At 46.7% G+C, this 14,504-nt stretch carries 12 protein-coding genes; 5 read left to right on the top strand and 7 right to left on the bottom strand.

Going from position 1 to position 14,504, the window contains the following annotated elements:
• Positions 1-11: 11 nt before the first annotated feature.
• Positions 12-896, bottom strand: coding sequence for an ABC transporter permease (locus tag AB4Z45_RS14630; protein ID WP_441910252.1), 885 nt, complete (start codon positions 894-896; stop codon positions 12-14).
• Between the two features lie 414 nt (positions 897-1,310).
• Between AB4Z45_RS14630 and AB4Z45_RS14625 the strand changes: the two genes are divergently transcribed.
• Together AB4Z45_RS14625 and AB4Z45_RS14620 are read left to right on the top strand one after the other, a co-directional pair.
• A complete protein-coding gene (locus AB4Z45_RS14625) occupies positions 1,311-4,103 on the top strand; it encodes an alpha-mannosidase (protein ID WP_441910251.1) in 2,793 nt (930 codons plus the stop codon).
• Positions 4,104-4,119: 16 nt separating this feature from the next.
• Complete coding sequence (locus tag AB4Z45_RS14620; protein ID WP_339205471.1) at positions 4,120-5,400, top strand: glycoside hydrolase family 125 protein; 1,281 nt, start codon at positions 4,120-4,122, stop codon at positions 5,398-5,400.
• A gap of 122 nt (positions 5,401-5,522) precedes the next feature.
• Here the strand turns inward: AB4Z45_RS14620 and AB4Z45_RS14615 are convergent, their stop codons facing one another.
• From AB4Z45_RS14615 to AB4Z45_RS14605, 3 genes are all read right to left on the bottom strand, one after another.
• Entirely contained in the window at positions 5,523-6,839 is a 1,317-nt protein-coding gene (locus AB4Z45_RS14615; RefSeq protein ID WP_076266326.1) for an ABC transporter substrate-binding protein, read from the bottom strand.
• Positions 6,840-6,988: 149 nt separating this feature from the next.
• Positions 6,989-7,822 carry a carbohydrate ABC transporter permease gene (locus AB4Z45_RS14610; protein WP_076266327.1) on the bottom strand — a complete coding sequence of 278 codons (834 nt, stop codon included), beginning with the start codon at positions 7,820-7,822 and terminating at the stop codon, positions 6,989-6,991.
• Complete coding sequence (locus tag AB4Z45_RS14605) at positions 7,822-8,709, bottom strand: carbohydrate ABC transporter permease (protein ID WP_076266328.1); 888 nt, start codon at positions 8,707-8,709, stop codon at positions 7,822-7,824. Before AB4Z45_RS14605 ends, AB4Z45_RS14610 begins: the two co-directional genes overlap by 1 nt.
• 187 nt (positions 8,710-8,896) lie before the next feature.
• On the opposite strand from AB4Z45_RS14605, the gene AB4Z45_RS14600 reads away from it, so the two are divergent.
• Both AB4Z45_RS14600 and AB4Z45_RS14595 read left to right on the top strand, forming a co-directional pair.
• A complete protein-coding gene (locus AB4Z45_RS14600) occupies positions 8,897-10,753 on the top strand; it encodes a sensor histidine kinase (protein WP_441910092.1) in 1,857 nt (618 codons plus the stop codon).
• Positions 10,750-12,372, top strand: a complete 1,623-nt coding sequence (locus AB4Z45_RS14595; RefSeq protein WP_441910091.1) for a response regulator transcription factor — start codon at positions 10,750-10,752, stop codon at positions 12,370-12,372. The genes AB4Z45_RS14600 and AB4Z45_RS14595 overlap by 4 nt, the downstream gene beginning before the upstream one ends.
• A gap of 134 nt (positions 12,373-12,506) precedes the next feature.
• On the opposite strand, the gene AB4Z45_RS14590 is transcribed toward AB4Z45_RS14595, so the two are convergent.
• A complete protein-coding gene (locus AB4Z45_RS14590) occupies positions 12,507-12,737 on the bottom strand; it encodes a cold-shock protein (protein ID WP_053373644.1) in 231 nt (76 codons plus the stop codon).
• A 165-nt stretch (positions 12,738-12,902) separates the two neighbouring features.
• Positions 12,903-13,565, bottom strand: coding sequence for a hypothetical protein (locus tag AB4Z45_RS14585; RefSeq protein WP_441910089.1), 663 nt, complete (start codon positions 13,563-13,565; stop codon positions 12,903-12,905).
• Positions 13,566-13,803: 238 nt separating this feature from the next.
• Between AB4Z45_RS14585 and AB4Z45_RS14580 the strand changes: the two genes are divergently transcribed.
• On the top strand, positions 13,804-13,935 hold the full coding sequence (locus AB4Z45_RS14580; RefSeq protein WP_076266332.1) for a DUF4023 domain-containing protein: 132 nt from the start codon (positions 13,804-13,806) through the stop codon (positions 13,933-13,935).
• A gap of 203 nt (positions 13,936-14,138) precedes the next feature.
• Here the strand turns inward: AB4Z45_RS14580 and AB4Z45_RS14575 are convergent, their stop codons facing one another.
• Positions 14,139-14,465 (bottom strand): hypothetical protein, encoded by a 327-nt coding sequence (locus AB4Z45_RS14575; protein ID WP_339205476.1) that lies wholly within the window; start codon positions 14,463-14,465, stop codon positions 14,139-14,141.
• Positions 14,466-14,504 lie beyond the last annotated feature (39 nt).

The following is a 14,504-nucleotide window of genomic DNA, read 5'->3' as shown; positions in this document are numbered from 1 at the left end:
GCTCCTCCTTCCTACCAAAGACTGGTTTCGCTTGTGCGTTTCGCAATTTTGTTGACCATGATAAGCAATAGCGCATTCACGACTGAATTGAACAAGCCCACGGCCGTAGAAAAGCTATACTGTGCATCTACTAGCCCGGTTCGGTACACAAATGTAGAAATGACATCCGATGACCCCATATTCAATGGATTTTGCAGCAGCAAAATTTTCTCGAAGCCAACGCCCAAAATATTGCCCATGTTCAAAATGAGTAAAATGGTGATGGTCGGTACAATCGTCGGCAAGTTGATGTGCAGCACTCGTTTGAATCGGCTTGCGCCATCGACGATAGCAGCCTCATGAAGCTGAGGGTCTACGCCAGACAACGCTGCAAGATAAATAATTGTCCCCCAGCCCGCGCTTTGCCACACGCCTGACAAGACGTACACCGTCTTAAACCATTTTGGATCCGTAAGATAAGCAGCCGGCTCCAAGCCAACCAGCTCGATGAGCCTCACAAGCATTCCCGATGATGGCGACAAGAAAGTGATAATCATCCCGGCCATAACAACGACAGAAATAAAATGCGGTGCATAAGTAACCGTTTGCACAGTTTTCTTAAAATAGCCGTTCTTAATTTCGTTAAATGCTAACGCTAGAATAATGGGCAGCGGAAAACCGATGGCCAGTTCATATAAGCTAATGCTGAACGTATTCCACAATAAGTCCCAAAAATAATAGGAGTTAAAAAATCTCTCAAAATGCTCGAAGCCTACCCACGGACTTCCCATAATGCCTCTTGTCGGAATGAAGTTCTTGAAAGCAATCTGGATACCGTACATCGGACCATAATGGAAGATAAGAAAGTACAGCATGACAGGGGTCATAAATAAGTAGAGCTCCCAGTTTTGCAGCATCTTTTTTGCGAGCGACTTGTTTCCGCTTGTCTTCTTGTTTAATGGAACAGCTTGCCATTCGTTTCCTTCCATCTCTCTCGAATCCTCCTCTCTCTATGTTGTTATTCGCAGCTTCACTCTACCGGCAGCCGGCATTGTAATTGACTAGCGCTTACATTCCAAATTGTAGTCATTTTCACCATCAACGGTAAATATGTATGATCTGCATTGTCATTCGAAAACGCCGTAACCATAGGGTTTTACAGGCTTTTCACAATGACAGTTGTCCTATTTTCACTCATCAGAACGCTCTTAATGTGTTAGATATGCTGTCCGAAAATGGGGTGCAAGTGATACATATTGTGCTTTGCGGATAAATGTGTGAACCTTTCTTACGAATGCCTGTTTCTGAACAGCCGTTATCAATTATCACTTATGAACACGCATACAATTCCAACCCAATTCAGGAGGCTTTTGACTGTGACAAACAAAACCGCCCATCTTATTTCGCACACGCACTGGGACCGCGAATGGTACATGCCTTACGAATACCACCATACGCTGCTCGCAGAGCTAATGAACGATTTGCTTCGCATCTTGGAAGAGGATGACAGCTTCCGCAGCTTTCATCTGGACGGACAGACGATCATTATTGAGGACTATCTACAGATTCATCCTGAGAAAAGAGAAGTGCTCGAGAAATACATTCGAGAAGGCCGAATTATTATCGGTCCATGGTATGTGCTGCAGGATGAATTTCTGACAAGCTCCGAGGCGAATGTCCGCAACTTGTTGATTGGGCATCAAGACGCTGCTTATTATGGCGTTATTTCAAAGCTTGGATATTTCCCCGATTCCTTCGGCAATATGGGGCAGGCTCCACAAATGCTGAAGCAAGCAGATATGGATACCGCTGTGTTTGGACGGGGCGTTAAGCCGACCGGCTTCGATAATATGGTCGGTGAAACGACCGGCTCCAGCTATGAATCTCCCTATTCAGAAATGCACTGGACCTCTCCTGACGGTTCGTCCGTGCTTGGACTGCTATTCGCCAACTGGTACAACAACGGGATGGAAGTGCCGACTGATCCAGAAGAAGCGAAAGCCTATTGGACCAAACGGCTTGGCGATGCCAGCAAATACGCTTCTACGCCAGAGCTTCTATTCATGAACGGCTGTGATCATCAGCCTGTTCAAACCAACTTATCCGAGGGCATTCGCACGGCAAGCGAGCTTTTCCCGGACGTTACCTTTGTTCATTCCAGCTTTGAGCAGTATATCGAGGCATTGAAGGGACAGCTGCCTTCTCATTTGACGACGGTCGAGGGCGAGCTGCGCAGCCAGCATACAGACGGGTGGAGCACGCTCGTCAATACGGCTTCCGCTCGGATTTATTTGAAGCAGCTCAATCAGCGGGGACAAACCTTGCTGGAGAAAGGCGCTGAGCCTCTAGCTGCACTTGCGCATCTAGTCGGCGTCCAAAGCTATCCGCATCAGCTATTGACCTATGCTTGGAAGACGCTTATGCAAAATCATCCCCATGACAGTATTTGCGGCTGCAGCGTAGACGAAGTGCATCAGGAAATGGTGACGCGATTCGATAAGAGCCGCCATACGGCCGAATCCATTATATCGGAGAGCCTAAGTGCAATTGCGGGACAGATCGATACAAGCGGAGTTAAAGCATGGGGAGAATCCAGCGTGCCGGTTACTATTTTCAACATGACAGGTTGGGAGCGCAGCGGCACAGTAAGCGCGGAACTCATCGTTGCCAAAGCTTATTTCAAGGAAGGGCCTAACCCTGCTGCCATTGCTGAACGGCTTGAGAAGCTCCCGCTTCAGTTGGAGAATGGGGCTCTGCTGGATGACGAGGGTTGTACGATTGCTGCCAAAGTAGAGGATTTAGGCGTTCATTTCGGTTATGAGCTGCCGAAGGATAAATTCCGCCAGCCTTATATGGCTCGCAAAATAAAGTTAACGTTTGAAGCAAGCCGGGTTCCGGCACTTGGCTTCAAAACGTATGCATGGCAAGAATCCGCTGCAGCTCCGGCTTTAGCGCCTAACACATCACTAATCGCCAGCCCAAGCGGCATGGAAAATCAATATATTGCTGTAAGCTTTGAAGCAGACGGCTCTTATCATTTAACGGATAAAGCAACCGGGAAGACATTCCAAGGACTTGGCATTTACGAGGATTGCGGCGACATTGGCAATGAATATGTATTTCGTCAGCCTGAGGGAGAACAGCCTCTTACGACCAAGGGTATTCCGGCAACGATAACCCTAGTTGAGAATGAAGCCTATCGTGTCACGTACGAGATTGTCCATGAATGGGCAATTCCAGCCAGAGCTGATGATACATTCACATCTGAAAAACGAAAAATGATCCGTTTCCGCGATCGGCAGGCTAAGCGAGTCGAGCATATGGTGCCGATGCGCATCGTCACTCACGTTAGCCTAGAGCAATCCGGCAGAGGGCTGCTGCTGGAGGCATCCTTCAATAATCAGGCCAAGGATCATCGCCTTCGTGTATTGTTCCCTACTGGGCTGAAATCGGACAAGCATTTGGCTGACTCGATCTTCGAAGTCGCTTCCCGTGATACGACGCCAGCGGAGGAGTGGATAAACCCAAGCAATGCCCAGCATCAACATGCATTTGTTAGTGTGTCGGACGGCGAACACGGCTTAAGCGTCGCTAATAAAGGCCTTAACGAATACGAAGTGCTACGCGATGGATCGAATACCATAGCGGTTACGCTTCTCCGTTCTGTTTCTGAGCTGGGAGATTGGGGAGTATTCCCGACACCAGAGGCGCAGTGCCTTGGAGAGCATACTGTAGAGTTCTCCCTATTCCCGCACGCCGGCGATGCTATTTCTTCGGAGGCATTTGTGGAAGCTTACCAATTCCAAGCGCCTTGGTTCCACCTGCAAACCGGAAATCAACAAGGCTCGCTCCCGGCAACCTATGAGCCACTGAAGTGGGAAGGCAAAGGGTTCGCTTTGTCCACCTTTAAAGTCTCGCAGCAAAACGGCGATGTCATTATTCGTTGGTACAACCTCGCGGGCGAGCCGCAGGAGCTGGCGTTTGAAGCTAATTTTGGCGTAGAGCATATTCATCAAAGCGATATTTTGGAACGCCGCCAAGAGGCCGCGAGCATTCAGAACAGTTCTGTACGCCAAACCATTGGAAAAGCAAAAATTATAACCTACTCATTACAATTGAACTAATCAGGAGGCAAACCTTATGAAATTACCAGATTCCATTATTAATGTACTAGCTGAGGCGGACCAGCGCCTTGCGCATCGTCCCAAGCTGCAAAAGCTGTTCAAAAATTGTTTTCCAAATACGCTGGAGACAACGATCAAGCTGATGGACGATGGCACAACCTTTGTCATTACAGGAGATATTCCGGCGATGTGGCTGCGTGATTCTACGGAGCAGGTTCGTCATTACATTCCTTATGCCAAGGAGGATGCTGAACTACAGCGTATTATTAGCGGCGTAATTCGCCGTCAAATGTTCTACATTAATATAGATCCTTATACGAACGCATTTAATGAGACGGCAAGCGGCAAACATTATAATGCCGGCGATCAATCCGATATGACAGCTTGGATGTGGGAGCGCAAATATGAGCTGGATTCCTTGTGCTTCCCTACTCAGCTCGCCTATATGTACTGGCAGGAAACGGGCAAAAGCGATATTTTCGACGATGCCTGCTATCAAGCCTTAAACTCGATCGTCAATGTAATCAAAACAGAGCAGCGGCATGAAGAGAAGTCCCCTTACCGCTTCGTGCGTCCAGGCTTTAAAGAAACCGAAACGCTGCAAAATGACGGGTTAGGACTGCCGGTCAACTACACAGGCATGTCTTGGTCGGGCTTCCGTCCAAGCGATGATGCTTGCCTGTTCGGCTACAACATTCCTTCCAACATGTTTGCCGTCGTTATTTTGGGCTATATTCGGGATATTGCGGATCAAGTGTATGGCGACAAAGAATTGGCCGCAAGAGCAGAGAAGCTGCGGCAGGAGATCGACTTCGGCATCAGAGCGTACGGCATCGTCAATCATCCGGTATTCGGCAAAATTTATGCTTATGAAACGGATGGGTATGGTAACTACTGTCTTATGGATGACGCGGGGACACCTGGACTGCTGTCTATTCCTTATTTCGGCTATGCGCCTGTGGACGATCCCATTTATCAGAACACACGCAGGTTTGCGCTGAGCCATGAAAATCCGTTTTACTTTGAAGGCAAATTTGCCAAAGGCATAGGCAGCCCTCATACGCCTGCCGGTCATGTATGGCATATGGCTTTGTCGATGCAAGCGTTGACTGCCGATAATAATGAAGAAATAAAAGAGCTAATCGATATGCTCGTGAATACGGATGCTGATACGGGCTTTATGCACGAGGGCTTCCATCCGGACGATCCGTCCGTATTCTCGCGAGAATGGTTCGCTTGGTCCAACAGCCTGTTCGCCATGTTGATTTGCGAGGCGATGGATAGAGACATCGTATAATTTCGTGTACGGGTAAGTCCTCTCACGAATAAGAGGCAGCCCCTTAGGTCAATAACCTAAGGGGCTGCCTCTTCTATTATAGAAGATACGGGAGCATCATTATCTTCTGATTGCTCAAAATATTATTTTTTCACGATATCCTGTACCGCTTTGTCGAATTTCTCAAGCAATTGATCGCTAGTAATTTGCTTGCCGAGATATTCTTGCATTGCTGCACCCCATTGCTGTGTAATGCCGTCAGGGAAACGATCCCAGTTCCAGCTTTTCACTTGCTCTGGACTCGCATTCGCGAAGGTTGCGAAGTCGCCGCCGATTTTGCCTACCGCTTCTGGGTTCGGCTCGATGGAGGACAATGCCGGTACAAATTTGAAATCGGTTGAAATGAATTTTTTGCCTGTTTCCGAAGTAACCATCCAGTTCAAGAAGGCTTTCGCTTCTTCCACTTGGTCGGATTTGCTGTTGACGATCCAGTTGTTCGGTACGCCGGTAAATACGTTAGGCTTGCCTTGAAGAGGGACAGCCATCATGCCAAGGTTAAGCGCGGGATCAATTTCATCAATCATGCCTTGAATCCAGTTGCCGTGCTGAATCATGGCATATTTGCCTGCTGCGAACTCCGCTACCTGCGTATTGTAATCCGTTGTCAGCGCATTGTCTTGACCATTCGCGAACATAATGTCCACTAGGCGAATCCACTGCTTCATGATCGGATCATCTTTCAGCTTCACTTTGCCCGCTTTCACATCTTCGATAAATGCCGCAGGATCAGCTTGGTTAGCAAATGCGATATTTAGCGTATGAATGCCCATCGACCACCACTCCGAAGTAAGCGCGAATGGAATGATGCCAGCATCCTTCAGCTTTTTAGCTGCTGCTTCTAGATCCTCGAGCGTTTGCGGCAGGTCGGTGATGCCTGCTTTTGCAAATAGATCCTTATTGTAGGTGAAACCATAAGCTTCAAGGTTCATCGGCATGCCAAGCAGCTTGCCGTCACGCGTAATTTGCGCTTTCGATGCTTCAACCAAATCCTTCGCCCAAGCCTCGCCAGTCAAGTCCGTCGCACGGTCCACGTAAGGATCGAAGCCCGCCCAGCCGCTTGAGTTGAAAATTTCCGGCTCCTCGCCAGCAGCCAGCTCTGCTTTCAGCAATGCGCTGTAGTCTTCCCCGCCGCCGTGTGTCTCGATTTCCACTTTTACGCCGGTTTCCTTCTCGTATTCAGCAGCCATTTTGGCAAGTGCATCAGCTATCTCTACCTTGAATTGAAACACTTTAATGGTAACGTCCTTCTTCGGCGCTGCCGTCGCTTCTGTTCCGCCATTTTTTTCAGTTTCTTTTGGTGCATTTGTTGCTTTCCCGCCGTTGCCGTTGTTGCTTCCACAGCCGCTTGCCAGAACGATGAGCATAATAGCAGCTAGCATAAGTAAGGAAACTTTTTTCATCTTATGACCTCCCGCAAATTTTATATATCATTTCGTTTTTGTATCGCTTACATCGTCATTATAATTGTGCAACAACGTGGCACAACACCGAATATATTGTACTTCTAGGTGTAAAATGTTGATAACTTCCATAATAAAACTTTTTATCGTTAACCTTTAACTGAACCGGCTGTAATTCCTTCAATAATGTGCTTTTGCAAAAATAAAAAAAACAAAATAATCGGAATCGTACTAAGCGTGAGTGCAGCCATTGCGAGATCCCACTTGCGCAAGTATTGGCCAAAAAACTTTTGCACGGCGAGCGGAATCGTAGTCAGCTTATCATTTATAACGAGCACTGGCAGCAAATAATCATTCCAAATCCACAGCACGTTCAAAATAATGACCGTTACCGTGATCGGCTTCAGCAGCGGAAACACGATACGCCAGAACACGCCATAAGGTGAGCAGCCATCCACAACCGCCGCTTCCTCTACCTCTAGCGGAACAGATTTAATGAACCCATGATACAGAAACATCGACAAGGAAATGCCGAAGCCCATATAGCATATAACGATACCATACAAATGTCCGCGCAATTCGAACATCGACGTAATGCGCATCAGCGGCAGCATAACCGATTGGAACGGAATGATCATGGCAGCAATAAGCACCGTCAGCAATATTTTATTAAAGGTCGTCGGACGCCTAACTAAGCGATAAGCCATCATGGAGCTGACGATGACAAGCATAAGGACGCTAATCGAGGTCACCATAAACGAATTCAGAAACACCGTCGGAAAATCAATGGCAACCCATGCGCGCTTGAAGTTGTCCAGCCCCAGCTTCTCCGGCAGCGAAGCGGCGTTGAGCAAAATAAATTTGAGCTCCTTAAACGAGTTGATGATCAAAAAGTAGAACGGTGCCAAGAAAATAAGCGCAGCCGCGATACCTATAATTTCGAGCAATAAAATGAGAGGTGTATAGCGCTGTTTATTTTCCATTACGCCTCCACCTCCTTCTTCTTCGTGAACCATACCTGCGTGACCGTAATTAAAGCTACGCCGAAGAAGAATATCATCGCTTTCGCTGTTCCAAGTCCATAACGATTGTTAACTAGCCCCTCGCGGTAAACGTTTAGCGCAATCGATTCCGTTGCATTGCCAGGACCGCCAGCGGTGAGCGACAGGTTCAAATCGAACATTTTGAACGAGTTTGATGTCGTAAGGAACAAGCAGATCGTAATGGCTGGCATAATAAGCGGCACGGTGACTGAACGCAGCATTTGCCAAGCTCCTGCCCCGTCGATTTTGGCGGCCTCGATTAAATCCTTCGGCACACTGATCATAGCTGCGATATAAATAATCATCATATACCCTGCCGTCTGCCATACGAATACGATAACGATGCCCCAGAAGGCAGTATTCGGAGTACCTAGCCACTGAAGGTTAAAAAATCCGAAGCCCGTCGCTTCGCCGATAGCCCGAAAGCCTCTTACGAATATAAAATACCAAATGTAGCCGAGCAGCAGTCCCCCGATTACGTTAGGCAGAAAAAATACGGTTCGCAAAATGTTGCGGCTCTTCAGGTTTCGCGTAAGCAGCAGAGATAACAGAAATGCCAGCAGGTTGGTGACGATAACCGCGGCAGCCGTAAACTTAGTCGTAAACCAGAATGCGTTCCAAAAACGCTCATCGTCCGAGAAAATCTTAACTATATTTTTCATACCTACCCATTTGGCGTTGCCGAGGTCCATCCCGTTCCATTCCGTAAAGGTGTAGTAAAAACCCATCACGAATGGCGCAAGCACAATCAATATAAAGGCAATGAGTCCCGGTCCAACAAATACCGTTTGCTGTATCCATTCGTTCCACTTGATTTTTTTGGACATCATTCTCGTCCCCTTTCTCTTCCCTGTGTGTCAATGTATCTGTTGATATTCACAGTATAAAACTGAGTCCCCCATCTAACCACAGAGAATGATGATAAGGTAGGTGGACTATATTGACCATCCGCAGCAGGATCGGTTACTGTGTTTATGCAAGAGTGACTTAGACAGAAAGCGGGCGATTGTGATCATGAATACGATTAAGCCATTTAACACGATTCGCAAAAAGCTCATGCTTTTGCTGCTCGCAGCTACGATTTTGCCGATTGCAACCTCGATGATTATCTCTTATAATGCGACAACCAAATCGATTACGGAGGACGCGATTGCCCGCAACAATCGACTGCTGTCGCTCGGGAAAACGAACATTATGAACTACATGAACAACATCAATCAGAAGTCGCTCGCTGTCTACAACGCAATGAACGTTCCGCGCTCCTTGTATTATATTTTGGAGCACAGCATGGAGGATGAGGTATTCCCGAACGATATTACAGACGTCATTCGCAATCGCAACCTGCTGAAGGATCATTTGTACAACATGTATCAAAGTGTCAGCGAGTTTCATAAAGTAAGGCTTTATGCGGTCAACCAAAACGCAACGTATCTACTATGGAATGACGACATTAAGGTTGGGCGAAACAATGTTCCCATTCCACAAACCTTTAAGAAAGCATATATAGAGCCTACACATATGAGCCATAATTACGGACTCATTGATCTCAAATCTTCGGCAAGCGAAGAAATGGTATTTACGCTTCATCGTCCGATCTTCCTCGCCCCGAGTGATGAGCTTCTTGCTGAATTGTCTATCGATGTAAGATTGAATGTATTAGAGGATCTAAATCGCCAGCTCTATGACGGCGGTGAGGAAAGCTTCTATATTGCGGATTCGAATGGTCAAATCGTGCTTTCTTCAGATAAAAACGAAATCGGTACGTCTGCTAAACAGAGCTGGCTGGGGACGATTTTGGACTCCGGGCAGGACAGCGGCCATTTTGACTGGAAAGAGGAATCGTTCAAGGGCATGATTTTTTACGATCGTATTAAGACGCCTTACATGGACTGGTATTTAATTAAACAGACGCCCTACAAGCATCTCTTCAGCGCTGCCGATCGGATTGCCCGCATCAATACGGCAGTCGGAATCGCTTTTCTAGCCATTGTCGTATTAGCCACTCTGTTCATTTCGATTCGGTTTACGAAGCCGCTGCTTCGCTTAATCGGTTATGTGAACAAGATTGAGACGGGCAATTTGAATGTAGCGATCGACATACACAGCAATGATGAAATCGGTCTGCTCGCAAGGCGATTCCGCTCGATGATGCAGACCATCAACAATCTCATTTTGACCGAATATCGGCTTGAGATTGCCAATAAGACCAATGAGTTGAAAGCGCTGCAAGCTCAGGTAAATCCACACTTCCTCTATAATGCGCTGCAATCGATCGGTACCGTTTCACTGCAGCACGGCGACACCAAAGCGTATTCACTCATTACGTCTCTTGGGAAAATGATGCGTTATCAGATGAACGCCATGGATTCGGTCGTGGAGCTGCGCCGGGAGCTCGATTATGTTCAGGCCTATCTTGATCTGCAGAAACAGCGTTTTGATACAGCTCTCCATGTGCAGCTGCTAATTGACGAGCAGACAAGGCAAATACTCGTTCCAAAAATGATTTTGCAGCCGCTGCTCGAAAACTTTTTTAAGCATGGGTTTGTGCAATCATCGGAGGAGCCTTCCGAGCTTCTGATTACCAGCGCTTTGGATAAGCAAGGGGAATGGCTTTCGATTACGGTTCAAGATAATGGCTGCGGCGTGTCCGAAGATCGGCTGCAAGAGGTGCGGCTTCAACTGGAGAAAATGCCTCCAATCGGAACCGGGCAAACGAATGATCAAGAAGAGGGCGGCATTGGCCTGCCTAACGTGCTTTCGCGTCTGCGCCTGCATTTTAACAAAACGGCTGCTATGGAGCTGCGTCACGTGAAGCCGCATGGCTTTTCCGTTACGATTCATATTCCGCTGGCAAAGGAGAATGAACGATGAAGGCATTAATCATTGACGATGAGAAACATGTGAGGGAAGCGATACGGCTGCTCGTCCCTTGGGATGATTACGGCATCGATACACTGCTTGAGGCACAAGACGGTATCGCCGCTACTGCTTTAATTCGCACGGAACGGCCAGAAATTATTTTCACCGATATGATGATGCCTAATATGAATGGCACGGAGCTGCTGCAATGGGCGGCTGAGCATGCGCCCTCCAGCAAAATCATCGTCATTAGCGGCCATGACGACTTTAGCCTCGTTCGCCATGCGGTCAAATACGGCGGAATCGATTATATTTTGAAGCCCATTGATGCTGAGCAGCTCGTTAGTGCATTGGCAAAAGCAGTGAGCTGCTATACCGCGGAGGAGCAGGAGCGATGCCGCAAGACGAGGATGAATATCGAGCTTAATCAGCTTAAGCCGATGTACTTGGAGCAATATTTTTCGGCAATGATCAACGAACCCGGCTCCTACTCTAATTTTGCTGAAACACTCAGACTGGAATTAGGAATTACGAAACCTATATCTCATGCACGTGTTGCGCTGGTCAAGCTTGAGCTTGCTTCTCCGTTCATCAGAGAGAAATTTGCCTCAGGACTCGATTTGCTGCTGTTCACTTTGACGAATATTTGCAATGAATTTCTAAAGGAAAAAGAAATTGGCTTCGCGCTTCGCCACCGCGGACAGGAGCAGGAGCTATTGCTGCTCTTTTGGGGAGATGGAGGACTGGCGCCTGCGCTAATCAAGGAAATGAACGATGCGATATTTGTAATATTGAAGACGCGGTTTCATTTTGGACTCGGGCATGCTGCAGCTTTTCCTTCATCAGCAGCCACCGCTTATCAACAAGCGAAGCATGCGCTTTTGCGCCGGAATTTGCTCGTTAACGATTCGTATTGCCATACTTTTGAGGCAGCAGTTCATCAGCACAAAAACACGCTTCTGCTCTTTAGCGAGCATGAAGAAAAAATAAAATTTGCTGTGCAAAGCGGCAACAAAGAACAAATCCGCCGTGCTTTAAAGCCTTGGTTCGATTCACTTGATCAAGCAGGATTCATCTCGCAAGAGCAGCTAATGAACTGGCGTCAGCAATTCGAATTCGCCAAGTCTATATGGGAATACAAAAGCGATAAAAACAAAAGTGGAAGCAAATCTGATTTAATTGAGGATCAGACACTCTTATCCTTGGATGCCAATGGATTTTTTGATTACGAGCAGTGGAAACAGGGCGTTTTTATAGAAACGTGTGACGTTTCCTTGCGTTTGGCTGAACATGACAAGGAACGCAGTGTCATTGAGGACATCGCTGCCTATATTGAACAGCATCCTCACGAAGAGATCACGCTGCAGGATATATCCGAGCGCTTTTATTTAAGCAGAGAATACATTTCGCGCAAATTCAAGCAGGAGACGAATGGCAATTTATCCGATTTTATTGCGGAGGTTCGGATCAAGCGGGCAAAGGAGCTTTTGGCAAACGGGCAGTTAAAGATCGCTCAGGTTGCTGAGCTGGTTGGCTTTCAGGATGAGAAATATTTTAGCCGCGTCTTCAAGAAACGTACGAACTGCTCTCCGAACGACTATAGGAAACACCATTACAGCGGGGATAGTTAGCGGGAACTTGCTTTCGCATAAGGGTTAAAGTCAGCTCCATAAACTGATTCAAAGGCAAAAAAAAAGCTGAGCTTCGTTCAATTGGCGTTAACCAATCGAGCAAAACTCAGCTTCTCTTTGTCTAAGAAAGACACCTACATTATCGGTGTACCCTTCTTCAACGTCTTCATGTCACTATTGGAGTTATTGAGCGCGGGCAGCATCTTCTCGCCACTGACCATTGGTTCATGGCAGATTAAACAAGTAGGAACGTGATCAAACGCAAAGTTATCGCGCATCCAACTGTTGCACCCTTCCGTCTCGCATGTCCATACCTTCGTGTTTTCTTCCGGAATTTCTTCAAGCGGTTTTTTACGATTGTACATATGGTCAGCCCCCTTCGCGATAAAAAAGGAAAAACTGCCTCGAACTTAGAGTAAGGGGCAGTTATCATTTATAAACAGCAGTGTATTGTGAATATTTGCTTCAAACTTGCAATTGATTTTATTGTACCATATTTCGTCCAATAAAGGCAAATATCAGCCTATATTTTAGCGCCTTTTTTTTGGAGAGTGGCAGTAATGCGCAAACAGCTGCTCAATCGGTTTGAAATACAAATGCCCATCCTCCCAAGGTTGAAAATGAAGATCCATTCTAGAATCGCTCCAATTGGCAGGAGTCCCTGTCGTACTAAGCTTGCCGGGCAATACGGGCTCCTCGACGACGGCAGGAAATTCCTGATAACCAAACAGCAAATTCTCATGCATCGCAATGATTTCATACTTCGGCCCATGGAAAGCCCGCTCTTCTTGAAGCTGATAATGAAAATAAATATAGCTCGCTGCCATCTCCGGCTTTAAGTGCGCCACTCTTCCAACACGCCGTTCAACTGTTTCTTTGCGAAGCCAATGATCAGAGCTGGCTGGCTCGTTGAAATGGAAGACATCAATCATCGGAATCCATTTTCGCGCAGCTGAATGTCCAGGCCAATCCTCCAAAAAAGCAGCCATCTCTGGAAGCAGCTCATCGGACTCGAGCACTCGTTCGATGCACTCACAGTAAATGAACACATTTCGCTCCCATTGGAAGCAGCCAACCGTCATAATCTCCCCTTGCTCTATTAGCTGCTGTACAGCAGCTGACTTTTTTGCCGCTTGGATGGCCTCCATCTCGAAGCCTTCTTTCATTTGCGCCCTCGCTATGACTCTAAACATGATTATTCTCGCTCCGCTCGTACGATCAATTGAAGTGCATTCGAATTTAAAGCTTCCCTGTATAGTTAAACGTGAATGACTGCATCAAAGTTGTATATATCGGTATCATAAGGGAGCCCATTGCTACAATCAATCGATTTTCTCAAAATAAGTGACGCTAACGCCAGTTTTTTAAAATGTTGGATATTCTAATTAAGGAAGTTGGAAAGAATGCCAAAAAAACGAGGAGGAAATACAATTGGAAAGCACAAGTGAGTTTGTCCAAAAGGTACAGGCTACGCAGCGTAAAGCCGAACTCAACAAAAGAAGAAACGGCAACGGCAACCCTGCTGAGAGACTTGTAAATAAACAGCACAGCACCAATAAATAAATGATTGGATAAGGCTTCGAATGGGTGCTGTCGCCGCAGGGTGGCAGCACCTTTCTTGCTTTGCAGAGAAGGTCATCTCTTTCAGCAGCTAGGCAACTCCGACATGTTTGGACACAAATAAAAACCAGCCTTACATGTGTAACCATGTTTGACTGGCCTATGTGTACAGCAAATTGATAATTGCATATGATTGCCTCAAGCTTTTAAACCGAATACTCATGAGGGTAATAGGCGATATGAGAATCCGCTACAATCGTGAGACTGTTTTCGTCAGCGTTATATTCAACTGGACCGTCTTTGACGTAATACCACGTTTTTAGCGTCGGCTGATCGTCAAACTCTTGGAAAACAAACACGTTCAGCTCAGCTTTATGAGCAAGCAGCTCTTCGATACTTTCGCTCCATGGCACAGAAACCGTAAATCGCCAGCCTTCCCCCTGTGGAACAAGCGTATAAGGCACTTCCAGCTTATTCGAATCAATAAACATCCGACCACCCACCGCATGTTTAACAAGAAACGTTTGTTTCATTTTTATCCCTCCTTAAAGTTTGCGAATGCAAACTTACTT

The organism is Paenibacillus sp. MCAF9, assembly GCF_052114265.1.
Lineage (GTDB): Bacteria > Bacillota > Bacilli > Paenibacillales > Paenibacillaceae > Pristimantibacillus.
This window is presented reverse-complemented; position numbering and strand designations above follow the sequence as displayed.